The sequence below is a fragment of the Synechococcus sp. CBW1108 genome (assembly GCF_015840335.1).
In the GTDB taxonomy this organism is placed as follows: Bacteria; Cyanobacteriota; Cyanobacteriia; order PCC-6307; family Cyanobiaceae; genus Cyanobium_A.
Map to the genome: position 1 here is coordinate 2,861,638 of NZ_CP060395.1, position 23,958 is coordinate 2,885,595.

The 23,958-nt window shown below is 60.7% G+C and carries 20 protein-coding genes and 4 pseudogenes; 13 read left to right on the forward strand and 11 right to left on the reverse strand.

The features are described from left to right. Positions 1–297 precede the first annotated feature (297 nt). Positions 298–639: pseudogene (locus H8F27_RS15530) on the forward strand (integrase core domain-containing protein); the annotation flags it as partial. 738 nt (positions 640–1,377) lie between these two features. On the opposite strand, the gene H8F27_RS15535 reads toward H8F27_RS15530, so the two are convergent. Next, entirely contained in the window at positions 1,378–2,544 is a 1,167-nt protein-coding gene (locus H8F27_RS15535) for a diguanylate cyclase (protein ID WP_197149286.1), read from the reverse strand. A 121-nt stretch (positions 2,545–2,665) separates the two neighbouring features. On the opposite strand from H8F27_RS15535, the pseudogene H8F27_RS15540 reads away from it, so the two are divergent. Then, a pseudogene (locus H8F27_RS15540) lies at positions 2,666–4,281 on the forward strand (IS3 family transposase). On the opposite strand, the gene H8F27_RS15545 reads toward H8F27_RS15540, so the two are convergent. Further along, positions 4,200–5,129, reverse strand: coding sequence for a phosphate/phosphite/phosphonate ABC transporter substrate-binding protein (locus H8F27_RS15545; protein WP_231596355.1), 930 nt, complete (start codon positions 5,127–5,129; stop codon positions 4,200–4,202). The pseudogene H8F27_RS15540 and the gene H8F27_RS15545 overlap by 82 nt on opposite strands. Positions 5,130–5,926: 797 nt before the next feature. Between H8F27_RS15545 and H8F27_RS15550 the strand changes: the two genes are divergently transcribed. Next, positions 5,927–6,535 (forward strand): hypothetical protein, encoded by a 609-nt coding sequence (locus H8F27_RS15550; RefSeq protein WP_197149288.1) that lies wholly within the window; start codon positions 5,927–5,929, stop codon positions 6,533–6,535. 10 nt (positions 6,536–6,545) lie between these two features. Here the strand turns inward: H8F27_RS15550 and H8F27_RS15555 are convergent, their stop codons facing one another. Beyond that, complete coding sequence (locus H8F27_RS15555; protein ID WP_197148811.1) at positions 6,546–7,580, reverse strand: IS5 family transposase; 1,035 nt, start codon at positions 7,578–7,580, stop codon at positions 6,546–6,548. 301 nt (positions 7,581–7,881) lie between these two features. Between H8F27_RS15555 and H8F27_RS15560 the strand changes: the two genes are divergently transcribed. Then, a complete protein-coding gene (locus H8F27_RS15560; protein WP_197149289.1) occupies positions 7,882–8,409 on the forward strand; it encodes a rhodanese-like domain-containing protein in 528 nt (175 codons plus the stop codon). 225 nt (positions 8,410–8,634) lie between these two features. Then, positions 8,635–9,999 carry a glutathione-disulfide reductase gene (gene gorA, locus H8F27_RS15565; RefSeq protein WP_197149290.1) on the forward strand — a complete coding sequence of 455 codons (1,365 nt, stop codon included), beginning with the start codon at positions 8,635–8,637 and terminating at the stop codon, positions 9,997–9,999. A 63-nt stretch (positions 10,000–10,062) separates the two neighbouring features. Here the strand turns inward: gorA and hemN are convergent, their stop codons facing one another. The 3 genes and pseudogenes from hemN to H8F27_RS15580 form a co-directional block, all read right to left on the reverse strand. Beyond that, on the reverse strand, positions 10,063–11,178 hold the full coding sequence (gene hemN, locus H8F27_RS15570; RefSeq protein WP_197149291.1) for an oxygen-independent coproporphyrinogen III oxidase: 1,116 nt from the start codon (positions 11,176–11,178) through the stop codon (positions 10,063–10,065). A 39-nt stretch (positions 11,179–11,217) separates the two neighbouring features. Further along, positions 11,218–12,833 (reverse strand): annotated as a pseudogene (locus H8F27_RS15575) (IS3 family transposase). Positions 12,834–13,211: 378 nt separating this feature from the next. After that, positions 13,212–13,823 (reverse strand): biliverdin-producing heme oxygenase, encoded by a 612-nt coding sequence (locus H8F27_RS15580; RefSeq protein WP_231596356.1) that lies wholly within the window; start codon positions 13,821–13,823, stop codon positions 13,212–13,214. 66 nt (positions 13,824–13,889) lie between these two features. Here H8F27_RS15580 and H8F27_RS15585 point away from each other — a divergent pair. Both H8F27_RS15585 and H8F27_RS15590 read left to right on the forward strand, forming a co-directional pair. Then, positions 13,890–15,505, forward strand: a pseudogene (locus H8F27_RS15585) (IS3 family transposase). Between the two features lie 213 nt (positions 15,506–15,718). Next, on the forward strand, positions 15,719–16,405 hold the full coding sequence (locus H8F27_RS15590) for a winged helix-turn-helix domain-containing protein (protein WP_197149295.1): 687 nt from the start codon (positions 15,719–15,721) through the stop codon (positions 16,403–16,405). 54 nt (positions 16,406–16,459) lie between these two features. Here H8F27_RS15590 and H8F27_RS15595 read toward each other — a convergent pair whose 3' ends face one another. After that, positions 16,460–16,675 (reverse strand): Nif11-like leader peptide family natural product precursor, encoded by a 216-nt coding sequence (locus tag H8F27_RS15595; protein WP_197149297.1) that lies wholly within the window; start codon positions 16,673–16,675, stop codon positions 16,460–16,462. A 62-nt stretch (positions 16,676–16,737) separates the two neighbouring features. Here H8F27_RS15595 and H8F27_RS15600 point away from each other — a divergent pair, with 62 nt between their 5' ends. The 6 genes from H8F27_RS15600 (at position 16,738) to H8F27_RS15625 (ending at position 21,699) form a co-directional block, all read left to right on the forward strand. After that, on the forward strand, positions 16,738–17,820 hold the full coding sequence (locus H8F27_RS15600) for a DUF389 domain-containing protein (protein WP_197149299.1): 1,083 nt from the start codon (positions 16,738–16,740) through the stop codon (positions 17,818–17,820). 38 nt (positions 17,821–17,858) lie between these two features. After that, the gene (locus H8F27_RS15605; RefSeq protein ID WP_197149301.1) at positions 17,859–18,089 is read left to right on the forward strand and encodes a hypothetical protein; all 231 of its coding nucleotides are present in this window, start codon (positions 17,859–17,861) and stop codon (positions 18,087–18,089) included. Between the two features lie 42 nt (positions 18,090–18,131). Further along, entirely contained in the window at positions 18,132–18,749 is a 618-nt protein-coding gene (locus H8F27_RS15610; protein ID WP_197149302.1) for a PAP/fibrillin family protein, read from the forward strand. Between the two features lie 113 nt (positions 18,750–18,862). Next, positions 18,863–19,150, forward strand: coding sequence for a hypothetical protein (locus tag H8F27_RS15615; protein WP_197149304.1), 288 nt, complete (start codon positions 18,863–18,865; stop codon positions 19,148–19,150). A gap of 52 nt (positions 19,151–19,202) precedes the next feature. Continuing rightward, positions 19,203–20,735, forward strand: coding sequence for a bifunctional aminoglycoside phosphotransferase/ATP-binding protein (locus H8F27_RS15620; RefSeq protein ID WP_197149305.1), 1,533 nt, complete (start codon positions 19,203–19,205; stop codon positions 20,733–20,735). A gap of 10 nt (positions 20,736–20,745) precedes the next feature. Next, complete coding sequence (locus H8F27_RS15625) at positions 20,746–21,699, forward strand: isopenicillin N synthase family oxygenase (RefSeq protein ID WP_197149306.1); 954 nt, start codon at positions 20,746–20,748, stop codon at positions 21,697–21,699. A gap of 12 nt (positions 21,700–21,711) precedes the next feature. Here H8F27_RS15625 and H8F27_RS15630 read toward each other — a convergent pair whose 3' ends face one another. The 4 genes from H8F27_RS15630 to H8F27_RS15645 form a co-directional block, all read right to left on the reverse strand. Then, entirely contained in the window at positions 21,712–21,996 is a 285-nt protein-coding gene (locus tag H8F27_RS15630; RefSeq protein WP_197149307.1) for a type II toxin-antitoxin system RelE/ParE family toxin, read from the reverse strand. Next, complete coding sequence (locus H8F27_RS15635; RefSeq protein WP_197149308.1) at positions 21,993–22,244, reverse strand: type II toxin-antitoxin system Phd/YefM family antitoxin; 252 nt, start codon at positions 22,242–22,244, stop codon at positions 21,993–21,995. Before H8F27_RS15635 ends, H8F27_RS15630 begins: the two co-directional genes overlap by 4 nt. A gap of 192 nt (positions 22,245–22,436) precedes the next feature. Continuing rightward, positions 22,437–23,105 (reverse strand): hypothetical protein, encoded by a 669-nt coding sequence (locus H8F27_RS15640; RefSeq protein ID WP_197149309.1) that lies wholly within the window; start codon positions 23,103–23,105, stop codon positions 22,437–22,439. Then, positions 23,102–23,956: an archaeosortase/exosortase family protein gene (locus H8F27_RS15645; RefSeq protein ID WP_197149310.1), complete on the reverse strand. Its 855-nt coding sequence runs from the start codon at positions 23,954–23,956 to the stop codon at positions 23,102–23,104. The genes H8F27_RS15640 and H8F27_RS15645 overlap by 4 nt, the downstream gene beginning before the upstream one ends. Between the last annotated feature and the right edge of the window lie 2 nt (positions 23,957–23,958).

The following is a 23,958-nucleotide window of genomic DNA, read 5'->3' on the forward strand; positions in this document are numbered from 1 at the left end:
CCCCGGCGGGGAGCTCCGCGCTGCCGGCGGACTGTGCGGTCCGCCGGCTCGTGCGCTCCAGGGCAAGGCTCAGCAGAGGTCTCGGCGCCTAACCGGCCAACGTGGTTGTCGCCTGGTGCCGATCAGAGGAAGTCAGTGCTGGCAATGGCTCGGACTGATGTGTGGCTCAGTTTTCGTGTCGCCTCCAGCGTCATCGCCCCCCAGTTGTCGCCGGCGACAACTGGGGGGCGATCAGTTCCCCTCACCGGCCAACTTGATTGACGCCAATCGGCCAAGGGGGTTGACGCGGGACACTCGGAATCCCTTTTCCGTACGGTCAAATACCGCCCCGACTACCCCAGCCGGCCATTCGCCAACAAAGAGGAGGCCTGTGAATGGGTGGCAGCATTTGTGGATTGGTACAACCACCGGCACCACCACAGCGCGATCAAATTCGTGACGCCCCACCAGCGCCACAGTGGAGCTGCCAAGGCCATTTGCCAGCAGCGCACTGATGTCTACGAGGCCGCCCGCCGTGCCAATCCAACGCGCTGGAGCGGTGCCACCCGCTGCTGGAGTCAACCGGCAGAAGTGTGGATAAACAAGCCAACAGAAGAGCCCGATCCGGTCCTGGCGCTACCCTTAATCAAGGCCGCCTGAATGGCAGCCAAGGAGTGACAACTTTCCTGAAAGTCACCGTTACCCCAAAGGGCTACCGTGATCGCCCCTGGCCCGCGGTAACTCATCAAAAGCAACAGTTCACCGCCAAGATTAATACAAGCGGTGTACACCAAAAGCAGACCAAATAACCACCACCAGCGCATGTGGAGAAACTGCTCTGGACCGTAAAAAACAAGTGTAATCGTCCCAAAGACCAACGCTGCCAAAAGATTTGTCAGGCCAATGGTCAGGCCTGCACCCCACCCCTTATCCACCACGACCCGATTCAGAACCCCGGAAGCAGAAAAGGCCAAAACGCTGAGCAAGCCCAAGGCAAGACCCACAGGATCCAGGCCACTCCAGGGCGTAGCGGAACACCGGCTCCAGCAGAGCCCATAGCGCCGGCCAGCCGGCCGCCTCGAAGGGGCGGATCTCCAGGGGTGGTCGGGAGTTTGTCAGAGTGGTTGGCAAACGGACCCTGATGATTGTCTCTCCAACGGGTGTCTGTGGTTCCACGGATCACCTGTCCGGGGCCTGGCAGGCAAGGGTTAGGGATTTCTTCTGGGAGAAGATTTGCTCAAGACTTGAGCTTCTCGGCGGTGATCTTGACTCGGGTTATGGAGCCCAAAATTTAAGAACACGGGAAACACAAATGGCGTATTGCTCTCTGCTTTCGCCGCTCTGCTCGCTTGGGGGTACTTCGCATGATCTAGCGCTGCACGAAACCAACCTGTGCCATCAGAATCCTTTGGGTGCGATTGCCACCTGGCGCTTTCCATTTTGCTTCACCAGATACATCGCGCGGTCTGCCAGCTTCACCAGGCTCTCCAGGCACGAGGAGGCATTGCTAGCGGCGTCACTTGGGTGCTCGCAGAGGTTGGGCACAAGAGACTGCTCTGCATCCAGCACAACGCCGATACTGGCACCGATACGTATCAAATGATCGCCGAGCCGAAAGGGTTGGTTGAGGCCATCACTGATGCGCTGAGCCAGGGTTAAGGCCAGCTCCCGCTCCGAGCAGCCGCGAAACACCGCAATAAACTCATCACCGCCGATGCGCCCCACGCAGTCACCCTCGCGGAGATAACTCCTCAACCTTTGGGCGACGGCTGTCAGCAACAGGTCGCCAATGCCATGGCCGTGGACGTCGTTCACTGTCTTGAAATCGTCGAGATCGATCATGCAGACCGCCAGGGCTGCGGTAGCCCGGCTGGCCGGGTTCTGCATGGTCTCGAGCAGAGCTCGCTCAATGCCGCGTCGGTTGTAAAGGCCTGTGAGTGGATCCGTAAGGGCGATGCGCTCGAGATCGACCTTCTCATCATTCAGTTGTTGCTCCCGCAGCTGAGCTTGGCGCCGCATCTGACGGTTTCCTGATACCAGCAGGGTCCCTACCAGAGCGGCCGTCAAGCTGCCCAGCACAAGATATTGCTGGGCAAGCAGTCTGAGCACCGCATCGGTGCTCGAGGACCAAGTGCGCAGCTTCAACCAGCCAACAGGCAAGCCGGCTACTATTGGACTCCAGCGGGTGGTGATCCCGTTTGTCGTAACAGGGGATTCCAGCCCAGAACGTGGCGGCAGGATTCGCTGGGGGACAAAAACCAATTCAGGAACATCAGAAGGTCTGCGGCGCTGCAGATGCACCAACACCTTGCCTTCGGTATCGACAACCAGGGCGGATGCGATTGTTTCATCAGTCATGGCCTGCTCGAGGCGGGATTCCATCCCCGCATAGTCATCAATTGCCAACTGATCAGCCAGACCTAATGCCAGCCCACGGGCCAGGGCCATGCGGGCCCGCTCCTGAGCCTGTTCGATCAAGCTCCGTGACTCCTGGTAAGAGATCCAGCCAAGCACCCCTCCGGTGACAAGGCCCACGCTCACCAAGGCCACCAGCGATCGCTGCATCCCCCAGCGCGGGAGCGGTGGGGGATGCGCCCCGGCAACAACTGAATGCTCAGTCACCCCCGGTTTCAGGAAAGATGTCACCCCTTTGATCCATCCATCCGGGGGCTTGAGGACATGACCAATGCGCCGATACAGCGAGGCCGTTAAGGCTGATGTGAGGAGACGGATGCACCCGCCCCACAGGCAGAGCGTTGCCCGGATTTCAGAGGAGCTGGGCATCCACGTGATGACCCTCTACAAATGGAGGAAGGCCTGGCGGTTGCAGGGAGAGGTGGTGCCGGCATCCGAGAAGGAACCAGAGGGCTGGAACGCCGCCGACAAGTTCACGGTGGTGCTGGAAAGCGCCGGGCTCAATGCCACCGAACTCAGCGCCTACTGCCGCGAGCGGGGCCTGTTCCCTGAGCAGGTGAGCCGTTGGCGGCAGGCGGCCCAGGATGCCAACGCCAAGCCGGTGCTGACGATGGCCGAACAGAAGGAGCTCGAGAAGCTCCGCGCCCAGGACCAGCGGGAGATCAAAGCCCTAAAAAAGGAGCTGCAGCGCAAGGAGAAGGCCATGGCGGAGATGGCGGCTTTGCTGGTGCTGCAAAAAAAGTGGGATGCCTTCTGTTCGGAGGAAGAGGAAGGCTGACCAGCGCCGTGCACCGGCGGAAGGTGATCGAGCTGATCGGGGAGGCCAATGCTGCGGGCGCCGGCCTGGTGAGGGCCTGTGGTGTGATCGGCATCTGCCTGCGCACCCTCAAACGCTGGCGGAAGGCCTTCCTGGGTGATGGGGACGGCGTGGATCGCCGTAAAGGCAGTGCTCGGCTGGTGGGTCACCGCCTGAGCGAGGAAGAGCGCCAGCGAATCCTGCTGACGTGCAACCAGCCGGAGTACGCCGCGCTGCCGCCAGGGCAGATCGTGCCGGCACTGTCCGATCAAAAGCTCTTTATTGGTTCAGAGAGCAGCTTCTATCGGGTGCTGCACCAGGCGGGTCAGTGCCACCGCCGGGGGAGGGCCAGGCTGCCTCAAGAACCGCGCTCGGTGCCGCGCCTCAGGGCGGATGGCCCGAACCAGGTTTGGAGCTGGGACATCAGCTTCCTGCCGACCACGGTGCGGGGTGTGTGGCTCTACCTCTACCTGGTGATCGACGTCTGGAGCCGCAAAGTGGTGGCATGGGATGTGGCCGAGGTGGAGTCGGCCCAGATCGCAGCGGATCTGGTGCAGCGGGCCTGCCTCAAGGAGCGCTACCACCGCCCCAACGGCTTTGGCCGCCGCCAGTGCCAGCAGCAGCCACTAATCCTCCACGCCGACAACGGCAATGCAATGCGCGGGGCGACGCTGGAATCACGGCTCGAGGAGATGGGCGTGCTCAGATCCTTCTCCCGGCCAAGGGTCTCAAACGACAACCCGTACTCGGAATCCCTGTTCCGTACGGTCAAATACCGGCCTGATTACCCGAGCCGGCCCTTTGCCAGCAAGGGCGAGGCCTGTGAATGGGTGGCAGCATTTGTGGATTGGTACAACCACCGGCACCACCACAGCGCGATCAAATTCGTGACGCCCCACCAGCGCCACAGTGGGGCTGCCGCGGCAATTTGCCAGCAGCGCACTGATGTCTACGAGGCCGCCCGCCGTGCCAATCCAACGCGCTGGAGCGGTGCCACCCGCTGCTGGAATCAACCGGCAGAAGTGTGGATAAACAAGCCAACAGAAGAGCCCGATCCGGTCCTGGCGCTACCCTTAATCAAGGCCGCCTGAATGGCAGCCAAGGAGTGACAACTTTCCTGAAAGTCACCGTCACCGCCCAGCACCACAAAACGGCCCAATCCAAGCCGGTTCAACGGGGCGTAATCCCTGGCGTGGTCTGCACGAACAGGATTGGGCATCTGCACAGTCTCCAGCAGTGTGCGTCCCTCGGGATTAGAGGCCAGCTGCAGGAAAGCCGCTCGCACCTTGGCCTGGACCGCCAACGGCACGCGCCTGGCGGCAGAGAAAGGGTGGGCAGGGAAGACAGGCGTGCGCCAGAGCACACGCAGCTGCTGTTTCACTTCCTTCCGCTCCCTGACAAGGGTGTTGTTGACGCCCCCACCGGCCTTGCTGCTGCCAAGTACGACAGACCGATAAACATTGGAGTGGGTCTCCACGTAGCGGGGATTGATCGTGATGCCATCGCGCGCCAACAGCGCCCGGGGCAACAGGGAGGCAGCAAAGGAGTTTGGTGAAGGGAAAGCCACCACCGCTCCCTGGAGTTCACTGATCCGTCTGATGGGACTATCGCGGCGCACCATCAGCAACCCCTCCAGACCCTTGCGATCCCTCACGAGAGGCAGAAAGCCCAGCCACTGGTTGGCCAACACCTGGTGGTAGGGGTTCAGGAAGGCAAAATCCAGGGCGCCGCTGCGGAGCTGCTGCTCAAAGGCCGGAATCGTACCGGCTACCACCAGCTCAAAGCACTGGCCCGAACGCCGGCCCACCGCGGTGAGGACGGGCTGCCAGGCAGCAATGGTCTGGCGTGGCGGCAGCTGGGGCACCACGCCTACGCGCCAGCGGGGTGCTCCGACTTTGCCCACACAACTGGAGGCCACTGCGGGTTGTTCAGCCAGCAACAGGTGGCCAACTGAAAAAATTGCCGCCAATGCTAGTTGGCATAACAGACCCAGTGGCGCTTGGAGGCGAGGCCAACCCCGCTGCGGAACAGTGGGCGGAGGCCAAATAGCAGCAGCTGGAGGTGGATATTCGATTTTATTCCCAGAAAGGCAAGAGCCGATTGCTTTAAAATAGAACATTATTTCAATAATAGCGGTTACTTGTAGGTAGGTGGCTTCTCAATAATCTAGCTCCTGCCTTTGCGGCTGTGACTTTGCTCGATCAGGCAATTCAGGTCCGCCTGAGCATGGGGATGCCAGCGGAGTACGGACATGCTTACGCACCAGCGGACTGACTGGCACGATGAAGCTCCCTTCATGAAGACCCATTGCCGGCCCGTGCTGGCAGATCCATCGTGGCTCCAACGGGATTCGGAGACTCCACAGATGGAAGACACCCCCCCCCTGAGCAGTCATCAGGAGCGCGCTGACGATCCAGCCCTGTACGGTCGGAACGTCACCCTCAGACACCTGGCCCCAGGTGCTGGCGCCGGCAGCTCCGACCACAACTGCAGCCTTCAGATTCCACGATCTGATCACCAAGCAAAACCCAAACGCAGCTGCACCCCACCCCTTGGGCCCTACCCCTTGTGACTAAACCACAGCTGAGCAGGCAAATTCCCGGGTCCCAAGGCACCGATACCTGCTAAGGGATGGTGAAGCAGTTGCGGAAGCTGGACAGCCAGCACAAGCTTTCCATGCCCAGCATGTGAGTGCAACTTGGTTGATTTTTTCCATAAGCAACCGCCTGGTGCTGCTTGGCTGAGCGAATCTCGCGTCGTGAATTGGGACACTTGAAAGGGCTTGCCGATTCACGCCGCTACCTGCTGAATCGTGGCAGAACCGTTGTTGATCCGCAATGCAGCTTGGCCTGCTCGCGCAACAGCCCTCGACCACTCCTATTTTTCAAAGGTCCTAAGGCTAGCGCCCGAAAAGGATCCTCAGTAATTCTTCTTGTGCTGCTTGGCTTCCATGCTGGCTTCCAGGCAGTTCAAGGCAACAAAGCTCAGGCCAGTGTCCGCCTTGGAATCACAGTCCAAGCCTTTTGTACTTCCTTTTGGGGGGTCAATATTTACCAGCGCGTGTCCAGGGTCTTTAGGGTCTTCGGAGAAACGTATGGCTGCATTGCCGCTGGGACACTCCACATATGGCGTACTTTTCAGAAGGTTTATTGGGGCAATGATGATCTTGCTGGTGGTGCCAGCATCCATACAAACAGCACGCGTAAGCTGCTGAAGATTATAGGGGACCTCGAAAAATCAAGAATTTCACACCTACAGCCGCTTGCAAAAAAAACGCCTTGCGGCGCCAAACGATCTAATAATTTGCACAACAAAACGACTAAATTGAATCAGGCAGCCTCATGAAAATTATTACTCATGCGAGTGCAAATGCACGATTTGCTCTTAGAAGATATCGCAAGAAGTTAAATGTCAGATTCTTGAGACCCCACCATGCTTTGTTTTTCTCAAGCCCAATCTTTCTAGTCATCTTGCCACCCATAGACATGGTCATGCAGCCAAAAACATGTTCCACACAAGCTCTAATTGCTGATTTAATACGGTTACGCTCTTTGGCTGCGTCGCTTAGCGGGTGATTGCGGCTGCCTTTTTCGTGAATGCAACTTTCAAAACCGCCAAGATCCAGTAGGTCTTCAAAGCGCTCGCCTGCAAAGGCAGAATCTGCCCAAACATAATCATCTGTGTTCTCAGGATCGAGGAGCATCGGCAGCATCTGACTGTCATGGATATTGGCCGGTGTCACGGCATAGCGTCTGATAAATCCATGTTCAACGTCGATACAGATACTGTTCTTGTAGCCATAGTGATTGATGCCGTTCTTTTTAACCCATCGCGCATCTAAGTCCTTTTGCTGCAATCGATTTGGGTTTTCGTCCCATCCTTCAGGCATGCGATTCTCTTTAATCTCCTTGTTGTCTTCTCTGCTATTCCGCTGCCGTGGCACTGGAACCAACGTTGCATCAATTATCTGCCCGCCACGGGCTTCGAGGCCTTGGGACCGGAGATAGGCCTCAAACTTTTCAAACAGCTCTTCGATTACCCCAGCCTTACGAAGCCTTTCTCTAAAAAAGGCGATAGTAGTAGCATCGGGAATATCGTTCATTACGCCTAAGCCAACAAACTCTTCAAAAGAACGGCGATCATTTACCTGGAACTCAGTGTCATCATCGCTCAAATTGAAAAGCTGTTGGAGCACCAGCATTTTGAAGAGGATCAGAGGATCAATTCTCCGCCGACCAGCATTGCTTTTCCGCTCTTGCGCATAACCTCTTTCGAGCAGTGGGCGAAATGATTCCCAAGGAATCGACTGGGAAAGTCGCTCAAGAACAGGTTTTTTAGTTTTGAGCTTTTCAACCCTCTGCTGCTCGTCCCAGAAGCCTCTCTGACCCATACCAGGTATGCAATTAACTATCCAAATTATAAGCTATTGTCGCCTCAACGCAAGGGCTGGTCGTATTTTTCGAGGTGCCCTATATGCGGTCATGAGATTTACTTGTTGCGCATGGGCGCTCATTCCGGCACCGGCGTTCAAGGAATCCGCAAGCAATCCCAGATTCGAGAATTTCAATTTCTCAAGCGACAGAATCAATCAACCTACCATCGCAAGCTATAAATTGGGCGCGCCAGGCCCCATTTGGGCATTTCTGCCCTTTATGCGCTTATAGTCATATAAGTGCGAGCAGTAGCAAGCCTTGGCCCAAGCAACCAGCCAGCGCATCACCGTTCACGACCTGGCCCAGCAGTTGGCTGAGCAGCGGGTGAAGGTGGTCGACGTGCGCGAACCAATGGAATACGCCGGTGGCCATATCGCCGGCAGCCTGAACGTGCCCCTCTCGCGCATCACCCAGGCCAACCTGCCCCAGGGCCCCTTGGTGCTGGTGTGCCAAAGCGGCAACCGCAGCACCAAGGCCCTGACCCAGCTTCTGCAGCAGGGCTATCCCCACCCCTTGGTCGACCTGGAAGGCGGAGTTTCGGCCTGGCAGCAGGCCGGGCTGCCGGTGCGAAAACTCCAAAACGCCCCCCTGCCCCTGATGCGCCAGGTGCAGATCGCAGCCGGGTCCCTGGTGCTGCTGGGGCTGGTTCTCAGCCATGCCCTTGCCCCGGCCTGGATCCTGCTCAGCTGGTTCGTGGGGGCAGGGCTGGTATTTGCCGGTGTAAGCGGCTTCTGGGGCATGGCCAGGCTCCTGGCGGTGATGCCATGGAACCGGATAGGGGCCTAGAAACAGAACTAGCCGCCCTGCCCATCCACCAACCCTGTCGATTGCCGCCATGGCTGCTGAATACCAAACCAGCAACCTGGTGGTGGAATTCCTTGCCTCAAGCGGGCTTTCGGCTCTATTTAATTTCACTGGTGATCCGCCAGTACGTCTACCTTTATGCCAATGCCCATAAGAGGCAGATCCCCCTACAGCGAATAGATCGTGAGCTCCGCGCTGGCCTGATTCATGCAAGTCCCTTTTGACCTGATCGTGCTCGGCGCCGGCTCCGGCGGCCTGGCGGCAGCCAAACGCGCCGCGCTCCACGGTGCGCGGGTGGCGATCGTGGAGGGTGACCGGGTGGGCGGCACCTGCGTAATCCGCGGCTGTGTGCCGAAGAAATTGCTCGTGTACGGCTCGTCCTACAGGCACCTGCTGGCTGACGCACCCAGCTACGGCTGGAAAATCAACGCGGTGCAACCTGATAGCGCCACCCTCCTGGCCAACGTGCGAGCTGAGGTGGATCGGCTCAACACACTGCACATCGGCTTGCTGGAGAAGGCCGGCGTGGAACTGCTGCGGGGCTGGGGACGTTTCAGCGGACCCACGAGCCTGGTGGTGACGGCGGCCGATGGCAGTGAGCAGGAGCTCCACTCCAAGCGGATTCTGATTGCTGTGGGCGGCCGGCCCCATCGCCCCGAGATTCCCGGCGCCGAACTGGCCTGGCTCAGCGACGATATATTTGAACTTGAGCGCTTCCCCGAGCGGGTGGTTGTGGTGGGTGCGGGCTTCATCGCCTGCGAATTCGCCGGCATCCTCAATGGCCTAGGCGTGCAGGTAACCCAGCTGGTGCGCGGCGATCACCTGCTGCGCGGCTTCGACCGCGAGGCCAGCGAAGCGGTGCGCGCCGGTATGGAGGCAGAGGGCGTCGAGATCCGCTTCGCCCACTCCCCAGCGGCGATCACCGGCCAGTGCGCCCCCGGGGAACTCAGCGTCACCACCCAGAGCGGCGAGTCGATCGCCTGTGGGGGCGTGCTGCTGGCCACCGGCCGCAGGCCTTTTCTGCATGGGCTCAATCTGGAGGCTGCCGGCGTGGCAGTGGAGGGCAACCGCATCCCTGTAGATGGCGACCAGTGCACCAACGTGGCCGGCATCTATGCGGTTGGAGATGTCACAGACCGCATCAACCTGACCCCAGTTGCGGTGGATGAGGGCCGCGCCTTTGCCGACACGGTATACGGCCACAGGCCACGCCAGGTGGACCACAGCCTGGTGGCCAGCGCGGTATTTGCCCAGCCGGAGTTGGCCAGCGTGGGGCTTAGCGAAGAACAGGCAATCGAGCGCTGCGGCATCGATGGAATCAAGCTGCACCGTGCCCGCTTCCGCCCGATGAGTCAGGCCCTGCCGGCCAGAGGTCCCAAGGTGTTGCTCAAGCTGATCGTGGAGACCGCCAGCAACAAGGTGCTTGGCTGCCACATGGTGGGCGAACACGCCGCTGAAATTATCCAGATGGCAGCGATCGCCATTGGCATGGGAGCCACCAAGGCCGACTTCGACCGCACCATGGCCCTGCATCCCTCAGTGGCAGAGGAATTCGTGACAATGTCTAATTAAAATGCCCAATTAAAATGCCCAATTGAAAGTGTCTCTTCTGGCTGGGCTGGCCCTTATGGGGCTTCAGATCAGGCGTGAGCCGCGGGCCTGCTGCCGCTGAAGCGGATCCAGCACTGCAGCAATACTGCGCAGGAGCCAGCGGCCTTCGGGGGTCACAGAAGCCGTACCAATCCCCTTGGATTCCCTCAGGTTGACCAAGCCATCGCGGGCCAGGGCCTGGAGGTCTAGCCATTCCTGGGGATAGCGATGTAAGGGGAGGTCAACCTGGAATTGACACATCACCTGCTTGATCAATGAGCGACGCTCAAGTAGATCGGGATCATCCACCACCAGGCCCCGCTCCGTAGGCAGGCAACCCGAGCCTAAGGCTTGATAGTAGTAGGCCTTGAGGTCGCGATGATTCTGTGAAAAAAGACCTGGAAACTGACTGATTGCTGTAGGTCCTACCCCCAAAAGGTCTAGGTCACCACCTGTTGTGTAGCCCTGAAAATTGCGATGCAACGTTCCTGCACGGGCTGCCTCCGCCAAGCTGTCGCCACGAAGGGCGTAATGGTCCAGAGCAATCGCTTCATAGCCATTGGCGCAAAACTGATCTCTGGCTACCTGAAGCATGGCAAGTCGTTCCCGGGGGCTAGGCAGATCGGCCGCTTCTATTTTGCGTTGGAGCGGTAACTGCTCCGGTAAATAGGCAAAGGAAAACATCGAAATCCGATCGGCCCCCAACTTGCAAACCAAATCCAGGGTGGCCTGGAATCTGCTAATTGTCTGCAAGGGCAAACCACAAATCAGATCTACGTTTATGCTGTCAAAGTCAGCCTCCCGCAACCAGGCCATGACCCGACATAACTGGTCAACTGGCACCACCCGATTGACCGCCTTCTGAACTTCTGGATCTGCATCCTGGATGCCAAAGCTGATGCGGTTAAAGCCCAGCCTATGCAACTCCATGGCCTGATCACGAGAGACTAACTCGGGGTTCAGTTCGATCGATGCCTCCAGCTGGGGCGCGAGATCAAAGTGCTGCTCAATCAAACTCCACAACGTCGCCATTTCCGCGTCATTGAGGTAATTGGGAGTGCCCCCGCCTAGGTGCAACTGGGCCAGGGCTCGGCGCTGGGGCATGGCGGCAGTCACCAGCTGGAGCTCCTGGGCCAGTGCCGCCAGATAGGGAGCAACCACCGGTGACTTTCAGGAAAGTTGTCACTCCTTGGCTGCCATTCAGGCGGCCTTGATTAAGGGTAGCGCCAGGACCGGATCGGGCTCTTCTGTTGGCTTGTTTATCCACACTTCTGCCGGTTGACTCCAGCAGCGGGTGGCACCGCTCCAGCGCGTTGGATTGGCACGGCGGGCGGCCTCGTAGACATCAGTGCGCTGCTGGCAAATGGCCTTGGCAGCTCCACTGTGGCGCTGGTGGGGCGTCACGAATTTGATCGCGCTGTGGTGGTGCCGGTGGTTGTACCAATCCACAAATGCTGCCACCCATTCACAGGCCTCCTCTTTGTTGGCGAATGGCCGGCTGGGGTAGTCGGGGCGGTATTTGACCGTACGGAAAAGGGATTCCGAGTATGGGTTGTCGTTTGAGACCCTTGGCCTGGAGAAGGATCTGAGCACGCCCATCTCCTCGAGCCGTGATTCCAGCGTCGCCCCGCGCATTGCATTGCCGTTGTCGGCGTGGAGGATTAGTGGCTGCTGCTGGCACTGGCGGCGGCCAAAGCCGTTGGGGCGGTGGTAGCGCTCCTTGAGGCAGGCCCGCTGCACCAGATCCGCGGCGATCTGAGCCGACTCCACCTCGGCCACATCCCAGGCCACCACTTTGCGGCTCCAGACGTCGATCACCAGGTAGAGGTAGAGCCACACACCCCGCACCGTGGTCGGCAGGAAGCTGATGTCCCAGCTCCAAACCTGGTTCGGGCCATCCGCCCTGAGGCGCGGCACCGAGCGCGGTTCTTGAGGCAGCCTGGCCCTCCCCCGGCGGTGGCACTGACCCGCCTGGTGCAGCACCCGATAGAAGCTGCTCTCTGAACCAATAAAGAGCTTTTGATCGGACAGTGCCGGCACGATCTGCCCTGGCGGCAGCGCGGCGTACTCCGGCTGGTTGCACGTCAGCAGGATTCGCTGGCGCTCTTCCTCGCTCAGGCGGTGACCCACCAGCCGAGCACTGCCTTTACGGCGATCCACGCCGTCCCCATCACCCAGGAAGGCCTTCCGCCAGCGTTTGAGGGTGCGCAGGCAGATGCCGATCACACCACAGGCCCTCACCAGGCCGGCGCCCGCAGCATTGGCCTCCCCGATCAGCTCGATCACCTTCCGCCGGTGCACGGCGCTGGTCAGCCTTCCTCTTCCTCCGAACAGAAGGCATCCCACTTTTTTTGCAGCACCAGCAAAGCCGCCATCTCCGCCATGGCCTTCTCCTTGCGCTGCAGCTCCTTTCTGAGGGCTTTGATCTCCCGCTGGTCCTGGGCGCGGAGCTTCTCGAGCTCCTTCTGTTCGGCCATCGTCAGCACCGGCTTGGCGTTGGCATCCTGGGCCGCCTGCCGCCAACGGCTCACCTGCTCAGGGAACAGGCCCCGCTCGCGGCAGTAGGCGCTGAGTTCGGTGGCATTGAGCCCGGCGCTTTCCAGCACCACCGTGAACTTGTCGGCGGCGTTCCAGCCCTCTGGTTCCTTCTCGGATGCCGGCACCACCTCTCCCTGCAACCGCCAGGCCTTCCTCCATTTGTAGAGGGTCATCACGTGAATGCCCAGCTCCTCTGAAATCCGGGCCACGCTCTGCCTGTGGGGCGGGTGCATCCGTCTCCTCACATCAGCCTTAACGGCCTCGCTGTATCGGCGCATTGGTCATGTCCTCAAGCCCCCGGATGGATGGATCAAAGGGGTGACATCTTTCCTGAAACCGGGGGCCACCTTCGAACCCAGTTGGGTGGTGACGCGATTGCAGCCGCAATACCAGCAAGCGTGGCGACAGAAGGGCACATGCACATATAGCGACAGGGGCTCGCTACAGGGCTCTGCCAACTGTGCCTTTAGCTGAACGTTGCCCACCGCTGAACTGAAGGCTCCAGCTGTGGGATAACTGGTGTAGCGAGGAACGGGTTTGTCGTACTTGAGAAGTAACTCAATCGGCGTAAGCCGCGTTGACGTCGTGGTGTCAGGAGCGGGCGGCAACATTTGTAAATACAAGCCAGGATTGGAAGGACGCAGCAGCCCGTAGATTCAGGGTTGGGGCAAATCGGCCAGTTCTGCCAACAGGCGCTGAGTAGCAGCGAAAGCCAATTCGGCTTCACTCAACAATTCCTCCTCTTCAGCTGTCGAAAGATCGAGCTGCTCAAAAGCGTCGTGCAGGGATTGCTTGAGTTCAGCTGTGGAACGATCAAAACACCAGAAGTCCAGAGCGGGCAGCTGATGGCGTTCAAGAATGGCGTTGGCATGGGCGGCCAACTGTTGCCCGCCCGAGAGGTCGCCGCCGTAGCGCACATAGACATGGGCCATCAGGCGATGGGGGGCCTGCTGGGCCAGAACCCGCAGCTGCTCCAGCCAGATGGCAGCCGCCGCCGAAGGAGGCGTGGCTGGCAGCGTCGCCAGCTGGGCACAATCGTGGGCCAAAACTGCGGTTCTGGCCAGGTGCGGCCAAGGCGCTGCGCTGGCCCCGAGGGCCGCAGCCGCCTCAGGCAGCTGTTGCTCTAAAAATGCATAGGGCGCCCCCAGGGCCCGAACCAACGCCGCCAACTGCAAGGGGCTGACCTGGTCATCGAGCAAGGCTTTGGCAAATGGCATGCCCTCGGCTTGGTGATGGGCACGACCGATGCGGGCATGGAGCTTGCGCACCCCCCCGGTTTCAGGAAAGATGTCACCCCTTTGATCCATCCATCCGGGGGCTTGAGGACATGACCAATGCGCCGATACAGCGAGGCCGTTAAGGCTGATGTGAGGAGACGGATGCACCCGCCCCACAGGCAGAGCGTGGCCCGGATTTCAGAGGAGCTGGGCATTCACGTGATGACCCTCTACAAATGGAGGAAGGCCTGGCGGTTGCAGGGAGAGGTGGTGCCGGCATCCGAGAAGGAACCAGAGGGCTGGAACGCCGCCGACAAGTTCACGGTGGTGCTGGAAAGCGCCGGGCTCAATGCCACCGAACTCAGCGCCTACTGCCGCGAGCGGGGCCTGTTCCCTGAGCAGGTGAGCCGTTGGCGGCAGGCGGCCCAGGATGCCAACGCCAAGCCGGTGCTGACGATGGCCGAACAGAAGGAGCTCGAGAAGCTCCGCGCCCAGGACCAGCGGGAGATCAAAGCCCTCAGAAAGGAGCTGCAGCGCAAGGAGAAGGCCATGGCGGAGATGGCGGCTTTGCTGGTGCTGCAAAAAAAGTGGGATGCCTTCTGTTCGGAGGAAGAGGAAGGCTGACCAGCGCCGTGCACCGGCGGAAGGTGATCGAGCTGATCGGGGAGGCCAATGCTGCGGGCGCCGGCCTGGTGAGGGCCTGTGGTGTGATCGGCATCTGCCTGCGCACCCTCAAACGCTGGCGGAAGGCCTTCCTGGGTGATGGGGACGGCGTGGATCGCCGTAAAGGCAGTGCTCGGCTGGTGGGTCACCGCCTGAGCGAGGAAGAGCGCCAGCGAATCCTGCTGACGTGCAACCAGCCGGAGTACGCCGCGCTGCCGCCAGGGCAGATCGTGCCGGCACTGTCCGATCAAAAGCTCTTTATTGGTTCAGAGAGCAGCTTCTATCGGGTGCTGCACCAGGCGGGTCAGTGCCACCGTCGGGGGAGGGCCAGGCTGCCTCAAGAACCGCGCTCGGTGCCGCGCCTCAGGGCAGATGGCCCGAACCAGGTTTGGAGCTGGGACATCAGCTTCCTGCCGACCACGGTGCGGGGTGTGTGGCTCTACCTCTACCTGGTGGTCGATGTCTGGAGCCGCAAAGTGGTGGCCTGGGATGTGGCCGAGGTGGAGTCGGCTCAGATCGCCGCGGATCTGGTGCAGCGGGCCTGCCTCAAGGAGCGCTACCACCGCCCCAGCGGCTTTGGCAGCCGCCAGTGCCAGCAGCAGCCCCTAATCCTCCACGCCGACAACGGCAATGCAATGCGTGGGGCCACGCTGGAATCACGGCTCGAGGAGATGGGCGTGCTCAGATCCTTCTCCCGGCCAAGGGTCTCAAACGACAACCCGTACTCGGAATCCCTTTTCCGTACGGTCAAATACCGCCCCGACTACCCCAGCCGGCCATTCGCCAACAAAGAGGAGGCCTGTGAATGGGTGGCAGCATTTGTGGATTGGTACAACCACCGGCACCACCACAGCGCGATCAAATTCGTGACGCCCCACCAGCGCCACAGTGGAGCTGCCAAGGCCATTTGCCAGCAGCGCACTGATGTCTACGAGGCCGCCCGCCGTGCCAATCCAACGCGCTGGAGCGGTGCCACCCGCTGCTGGAATCAACCGGCAGAAGTGTGGATAAACAAGCCAACAGAAGAGCCCGATCCGGTCCTGGCGCTACCCTTAATCAAGGCCGCCTGAATGGCAGCCAAGGAGTGACAACTTTCCTGAAAGTCACCGCCTCTGTAAAGAATCATTCCGGCGGGGCGAACTCAACCACCTATCCGACTATGCATTGGCAAATATTGCGGTGGTTGCATTGTCTTGACTCAGGAATCTGGCATTAAACCAATACGGATCCTGATCGCTGATGACGAGGCGAGCATCCGGCGCATTCTTTAGACACGGCTGCGCATGGCGGGATTTGAAGTGGCCGCGGCAGTAGACGGCAATCAAGCCCTTGAGCTATTTCGCAGCTTTGAGCCAGATGCTTTGGTTCTAGACGTGATGATGCCAGGCCTAGATGGCTTCACGGTGACGGAGCGAGTCCGGGCCCAATCGGAGGTGCCAATCATCCTGCTGACTTCTCTGGGTGATGTGGAGGACCGCATCACAGGCCTAAAACTCGGAGCCGATGACTATATTCTCAAGCCCTTCAGCCCAAAAGAGCTTGAGCTGCGAATCCACTGCGTCATGCGCAGGAATGCCCCATCCCGTCGCGGCGGACAAGGCGATAACCCAGGCGATAGTACAAATGGCTCAGGCTGTAGTTGGGTAATTGTTGGCAATCTGCGGGTGGATTTAACTCGGCGCAAAGCATACCGAGACGAAGAGCGCATCCGCTTAACAGGTATGGAATTCAGCCTGCTGGAATTACTGATCAACCAGGCGGGTGAGTCGGTCAGTCGGCTAGATATTCTCGAGCAGGTCTGGGGTTATCGGCCTACCCGTTCCAACGACAGCCGGGTAGTGGACGTGCACATCTCCCGGCTGCGGGCAAAACTGGAAGTGGACGTGGAAAATCCGGAGCTAATTCTTACGGCACGGGGCAAGGGCTACATGTTTCAACGTATTATTCAAGGAGGCAGGGTAAAAATATAAAGTCACCATATAAAGTCACCCCAGGGGCAAAGGGCTGGCAGGGAGAACAACAGATCAGTTGTATTCGCCGGGGATATCCTGCTTGGTCACCGTGACGCGACCGACCTTTTTGCCAGATAGCCGCAACAGCTCATCGCCGGAGAACTCATAGCCCAGGGAGGCGCCGATCTGGGCGACATCGTCGGCCTTGGCTGCGGCGAGCACCGCTTCACGCAGGGATGCTTTGTTTTGCATGACGCCCAGAAAGGCCTTCAGCTGGTCGAGGGACATGGTTCGCGCTCCAGAGCCGCCGTTGGCCCCATTCTGGGGTGAGGTTCCGCTTAGCTACCGGCATGACATCCTTCAGCGCCACCCCCGAGGCGAGGCGGCTCGAGGCCCTGCAGGAGGAGTTCGAGCGAGATGCCAGCTGCAATCAGGTGTTCCTGGTGCTCACCGTGGGGGCCACGCTGATTGCAACTCTGGGCCTGCTGGCCAACAGCCCCGGTGTGGTGATCGGCGCCATGGTGGTGGCCCCCTGGATCATGCCCCTCCAGGCGATGGCCTTCGAGATCGCCCAGGGGCGCCTGGCCATGGTTGGTCGGGCCCTGCGCACCCTCCTGGTGGGGGTGGCGATCTGCGTGCTGCTGGCGATGGCGGTGGGCCATCTGGTGGCATTTCCCAGCTTCGGCAGCGAGGTGATGAACCGCACCAGCCCGAACCTGCTGGATCTGGGGATCGCCCTGGTGGCTGGGGCGGTGGCCATGTTTGCCAAGTTGAGGAAGGGTGCCCTCTCGGCCCTGGCCGGGCTGGCGATCGCCGTCGCCCTGGTGCCGCCGATCTGCGTGATGGGGATCCTGCTCGCCTCCGCCTACTGGAGCCAGGCCTATGGGGCCCTGCTGCTCTTCACCACCAACCTGCTCGGAATCCTGGTGGGTGCAATGGCAACTCTGGCGGCCCTTGAGCCGGTTTACCGCAGCCGCCTTTTGCGCAGCAAATTAGGGCTCACCAGCCTGGGGCTCACCAGCCTGCTAGTGATTCCGCTCGGCAGCAGTTTTGTGCAGTTGCTGGGCCGAGCCATCAGGGAAAACAAGGCAGTTCAGTTGGAGAGCCTGATTGAACAGAGACTGCGCAGCAGCACGATCACCCTGGGCAGCGATCCGGCCATTGATCTGGTGGGCCTATCGATCGACTGGCAAAAGAACCCTCCTCTGATCAACGCCCGGGTGCGGGTGACAGATCCGGAGCTGCCCAGTGCCCGCCAGGTAGCAGAGGTGCAGACCTTCATCAATACGGACCAGGCACCCCTGCGCTTCCGCTTGGTGGTGCAGCGCACCGCCGTAGACCTGATCGGCCCCCCCACAGCTCCAAATCCTGCCGATCTGGAGGTGCTGCCGCCGCCGCCACTGCCGCCCTTACCGCAGCCGGAACTGGACTAATTTTGAGATCGATGTCGTTCCGCCTGAGGGGTGGTCCCATGCCCAAACCAACCCAGACCCTGCAGCAGGTGAACTGGGAGCTCCCCCAGTCGCTTGTGGAGTGCATCGCAGCCCAGGCCGCAGTTGAGGGAACCAAGCCGGAAGCGCTTGCCGCCAGGATCCTTTCGGCCTGCTTAGACCAAGAGGGGCTGACTTCGGCAGGCCGTTGCTCACTGCGCACCGGCCTGCGCAGTGAGGGGCCCATGCCCCTGCCGATTCAACAGAACTAAACGCCCCGGGACGCCCTTTTGATCGAAACCAGTTCCTCCCAGGTGAGTTCCCAGCCCCCCGAGCAGCGGCGCCAAGCCCTGTTGGGCCTGCTACGCAGGCAACCCCGCGGCGCGGCCAAAGCAGAGAGCCCCCTGGTGGAAAAGCTGATCCTGGAGCTGGAGCGCTCCAGACCAGCCGATCTTGCCGACCCGGCGGCCCTAGCCCAATTGGAGGGGGTATGGGAACTGCGCTGGAGTAGCAGCAGCCAGCCCTATCTGGCTGTGACCCCCTGGCTGGAAAACCTCCAACTCCTGGCGCCCTCCCAGGGGCGGGGAATGAACCTGCTGCGGCTAACGGGCCCCCTGGCGCCCGTGGCCAGCATCGTGGTGGAGGCGAGCGTTTCTGTGGACAGCCCAGCTAGCGAGCCTGGCCCCCCGCTGCAGCGGGTGCAGGTGCGCTTCCGCCGCGGCGGCTGGCTGGGCCCATCCATCGGCAGCCGCCGTCTCCAGCTGCTACGCAGTGTGCAGCAACCCTTTCCTGCCTGGCTTGATATCACCGTGCTCGATGGGGAGCTGAGGGTGTGCCGTGGAAATGCCGGCAGCCTATTTGCCCTGCTGCGTCGCCCAGACCTCAACCTGCAGGAGCTGCTGGGCACCCAGGAGCCAGAACTGGCGAACTAGGCAGACAAGCGGCAGAGTAATAAAATAAAAGAGAGAATAAAACAAAAAATCAATAAAACATAAAAGCTATCAATATTATGATTAATTCCATCCATTCTCACCTAAGCGCAACAATGACACCAGTTTTAAAGGAAAACTTCCTGGCCATTATTCATGCAGACAGCCAGCTCCAAAAAGCCCTGTTAGCTCCCAGTCTCTGTGACATAGCCATAAAAATTGCCCGTGCTGCCGGGATGGGTGTTGACGGCCCAGATCTGCTCGCTGCGCAGGCTGATTACGGCCACATTTCGAATGATTTGCTACCAGATTCCGAGCCCATATTGATCGATTTTGATGGCGATGGGGTGCCAGATGCCATCCAGCGTGGCGATCGAGTTTCCCTGCTTGGCTCTGATGATTGAGCCGGGTCCAGCTGATCAGAAGCTAACCACTCACCCTGCAGCAGGGGATCTGATGATCCGGCAACTGCTGCGTCCGGAGGCCTATGGACACCCGGTTGCTGCTGGAGGCCCCCAGCTGCTTGAAACCCACCTCTCCTGGGTGCTGCTGAGCGGACCCTATGCCTACAAGCTCAAAAAGCCGGTGGCCTTCGGCTTTGTTGATTTCTCCACCGCTGAACTGCGCGAGGAGGCCTGCAGGGACGAGCTGCGCCTCAACCGCCGCCTTTCCCCGGAGCGCTACCTGGATGTGGTGCCGGTCTATGGCCCCCTGGAAGCGGCCAGTTTCATCCCGCCTGCCACCGCCACCGCAAGTGCCAAAGCCCCGACGGCGGTATTGGCCTGGGCGGTGCGGATGGTGCAGTTCGATCAAGAGCAACTGCTGCCGGCCGCCCTTGCCGCAGGCCAGGTGGGGGAAGGGGCGATCAGGGAGCTGGCTGAACGCTTGGCCCGTTTCCATCGGGACGCCGCAACCGCCGGCCCGGAGACACCTTGGGGCCAGAGCGAGGCAGTGCTGCAACCGGTGCTCGACAACCTCACCGCCCTGGCGGATTGCCCCGGGGCCCAGGCCCATCTGGGCCCTTTGACAGCCTGGGTGAGGCACCAGGAAGGGGCCCTGCAGCCCTGGTTTAGCCAGCGGCAACGGGGGGGCCATATCCGTGAGTGCCACGGTGATCTGCACCTGGGCAACATGCTGCTGGGCGCTTCCGGCATCGAGGTGTTCGACGCCCTCGAATTCAGCGAGACCCTGCGCTGGATCGATCCGATCAGTGAGCTGGCCTTCCTGGTGATGGATCTGGCGGTGAGGGGCCGGGCAGATCTCGGCACGCTGCTGCTCAACAGTTGGGTGGAGGCCAGCGGAGATGGGGAGGGCCTGCGCGGCTTGGCCTGGTACAGCGTCTATCGAGCCCTGGTGCGCGCCAAGGTGAGCTGGCTGCGGCTGAAGCAAAGCGGCCTGGCAGTAGCCGAGAGCAGCCGCATCCAGACCGAGCTGGCCAGCTATCTGGGCCTGGCCATGGATTGGGTCCAACGCCAGAGCCAGCCCCTGGTGCTGATGCACGGTCTGGCAGGCAGTGGCAAGTCGACCGTGGCGGTGGCACTCAGCCAGCAGCTCGGGGCCGTGGTATTTCGCTCCGACGTGGAGAGGAAACGGCTGTTCGGGCTCTGGGGCGTCAGGCCCACCCGGCAACTGGAGGGGGAGCTCTACGGCCCAGCAGCCAGCAAGCATCTCTACGGAACCACCCTGCCGGCCCTGGTGGAGGCGGCGAGCGCCGGGGGCCTGGCCGTGATTGTGGATGCCTGCTTCCTCAGGCGCAGCGAGCGCCAGCGCATGGTCGCCCTTGCCGCAAAGCTCGGCATCCAGGTTCAGATCGTGGTTTGTACGGCGCCGGAGCCGGTGCTGCGCCAAAGACTGCTCGAGCGAGCCACCGCCGGCAGCGATCCCTCCGATGCCACCGTTGAAGTGCTGCAGAGCCAACACCAGTGGCTTGAGCCCCTCGACCCGGATGAAAAGAGCCTGGTGATGGCTGCTCCTGGAGCCGCCAACTAGGCTCGCTTTGATGGGTCAGGCGATTCGCGACGTTGATCTGCTGGCCTTTGAGCGGGGCAGCCACCAGGCCCGGGCCGCGGTGGTGGATGGGGTAAGACGCAGCCTGGAAACGGGCTTTGTGTACACCAGCAGCGATCTCTCGCCCGACCTGCTGGACACGGCCTATGGCCTGCTGGCTGAATTCTTCGCCCTCGCCCCAGAGAGCAAGCAGGGCTGCGTGGCACCCGGCAGCGGCGGCCAAACGGGCTACACCGGCCTGCTGGTGGAAACGGCCGCCGGCAGCAGCCAGGCCGATTGGAAGGAAATGCTCAATTGGGGCCTGCCCCTGCCGGCCAATCACCCCTTGCGGCGCAGATACCCCCTGCTCTACCCCGAGCAGGTGCTGCCTGAGCATTTGGTGCCGGGGATCAGCGCCGTTCTCGAAACCTTTCACAACGCCATTGCCGATCTACAGCGCCGTTTCCTGCGGATCATTGCCCTGGGTCTGGGCTGCGCCGAATCCTTCTTTGACGAGATGACCAGCGATGCACCCACCCTCACCCGGGCGATCCGCTACCCACCCATGGCCGAGGCGCCGGATGGTGGCCACATTTGGGCTGAAGCCCACGGCGACATCAACCTGATCACGGCCCTGCCCCGGGCCAGTGGGCCGGGCCTGCAGGTGCAGGTGGAAGGCAAATGGCTAGATGCCCAGCCGCCGGAGGGGCGGGTGATCCTCAACACCGGCATCATGCTGGAGCGCCTCAGCAATGGCCTGATCCCGGTGGGCTGGCACCGGGTGGTGGCACCGGCGGGCAGCCAGCAGGAGCGCCTGAGCGTGGTGCAGTTCTGCCATGCCCGGCCCTGGACAAGCCTGGCCCCCCTGGCAAGCTGCTGCACCCCCGACAACCCCCAGCGCTATTGCGGCATCAGCGCCGCCGCCGCGCTCGAAGACGTGCTTTACCAGATCAAGTTGCTGGGCTGAGGAAGCAACAGATCAGCGGTAGACCTCCCGCCGATGGCCAATTCGGACCACCTGCACCACAAGTACCCGATCAAACACCTCATAAACGATCCGGTAGTCCCCCACACGCACCCTGTAGACCCCGGTTTCTCCCTGAAGAGCAACGCAGTTGGGAGGTCGGGGATTCTCGGCCAGCAGATCAATGGCTGCGCGCATGCGTTGCTGATCGCGCCGTTGCAAGTCCGCCAGGGAGCGCACAGCACGGCGAGACAGGAGGACCCCATAGCGCCGAAGTGGCTGATCAGAACCCGGGTTCAAACCAGGCCAAGGTCAACCTTGACCTGCTCCCACGGCACGCTGTCATCGTCTGCGCGCGCCTGGGCCAGGGCTGCGCGGTCGCTGGCCTCATCAGCTGCCGCCACAAGACGCTCAAACGCCGCATGCTCCAGCAACACCGCCACCGGCCGGCCGTGTCGGGTGAGCACGATGGGCTCCCCGCTGCGCTGCGTGGATTCGATGACCTCCGCGAGGTTCTCACGGGCCTGGCTCACAGCGATTTCTCCCATGGCTGCCCAGCTCCTGTACAAATCGTACATCCATGCGCCGGGGAGCCTGACGGACCTCCAGCTCCCTACGCCACCTCCGTTTGATAACGGCAGCCGGCCTGCGCTCGGACCACGACTGCGCCGGCGCCCTGCACCATGCGAGTTGCCGCTCCTGTGAAGTGATCGCCGCCCTCGGAGGCGTGCTCTAGCAAATCACCGGGGCCACTGGGTGTGGCTTGCCAGGGCCAAGAGAAGAGGATTGGAGTTGGCGCCCCCAGCCAGCGTCTGGAGGGAGTTTGTGGTGACGAGCAGGCAGGAGTAGGAGGGCCTGGGGAGAGGGGGTAGGCGGCCCCGCAGCAGGGTTCGCAAAAAATCTAGGTTCGGGGCCCCGCTGGTGCCGCCGAGCCCGGCAGCCGTGTAGGCGAAGGCGCCGGTGCGGGTCAGACAGGTTTGATAACTGGTTTGGCCCTGAATGCGGCCCCTGGCAATCTGCTGCTTGGCTTGGGAGAGGGTCTGAAGCTGTGCCTGCTGTAGATGGAGTGCGGGGATGGTTGTGGTGATGGCTGCTGGATCCAGGGCAGCCTCCTGCCAAGAGGCAAGTGGTGTGAGAAGCAACCAATCCCTTCCATGGGTAAAGCGTTTACTCGGGCCGATGGCAACATTGCGCTGCAGCAAGCTGGTGTGCTTGGTGGCGGGTCCAAGCGAGGCGGCAGCGGCTTGCCAGGGCTGTGGCAGGAGCGCAGAAGCGGGAGGCAGAGGAAGGGGCGGTGACTGGGGAAAAACCACCAGGTGAAGGGTGGCGAGGCCGACACCTGCAGCTAGGGCTGCCAACCAGAACCGCTGCTGAGCGCGCTCTAGCTGGGCAGGGTTGCTATTGCTCATGCGGTTAACTCTTGATCGAGCAACCTGTAAAAAATCCAGCCGGCAACGGTGGCAGCAATCAGGGAGAAGATAAGGCCACCGTGGCCATGGAAGAAATCAAAAGCTGCCATGCCGCTGCGATCTTCCCAGGTGGTGAAGTAGGCCAGAAGGGCAATGCGAACTGTATTGATTGCATAGGCAGAAACTATGGCGCCGCCGAATGCTGCAAGGATGTGTCCGCGCTGCTTCAGCGGAAAAATGAGCTGGAAGATAACTACCATGCCGATCGAAAAGATCAGCTGTTCGTTGCCATTGCAATTTGTCTGAACTATTACCCCGGCAGAGCCAATCGAGATCTCCTTGCCACTGAGGCCCGCCTGAAAGCCGAGCCCGTAGAGAAAGGCCCAGGTGAGCAGGGCTGTGAGCCGATTTTGGATGGGGGATGACAACACCGCAAATGCACCACCAATAGAAAGCAGCATTGAAATGAGAAGGGGGGCCGCAAAGAGATGCCATTGCTGGAGTGGCCGACTGAGCAGGGCCAGGGCGCAGATAGATCCAGGTAAGAGCAAATACTTGATATAACCAGCCTGGAAGCTGATCAGTGCTGGCGATAGAGTTAAAAGCAGGGCGATTAAGATTGCTCCAGCAAAGAAGCTGAAACGGCTTGGTTTTGGCCAGAGATTGGCCAATTTATCCTCTATGGAGATGGCGATACCAAGCCAAAGCAACAGCTGAAAGATCTGCAGACTAAGGTCTATCTCGCTGAGCCAAAGCATGCTGGTATTCCAGCAGAACATCAAAGCGGCCAGTAGAAGAAAAAGGGTCCTTCGATTGCATAGCCTAGATACCCAATGCTGCAGCTCAAACATGG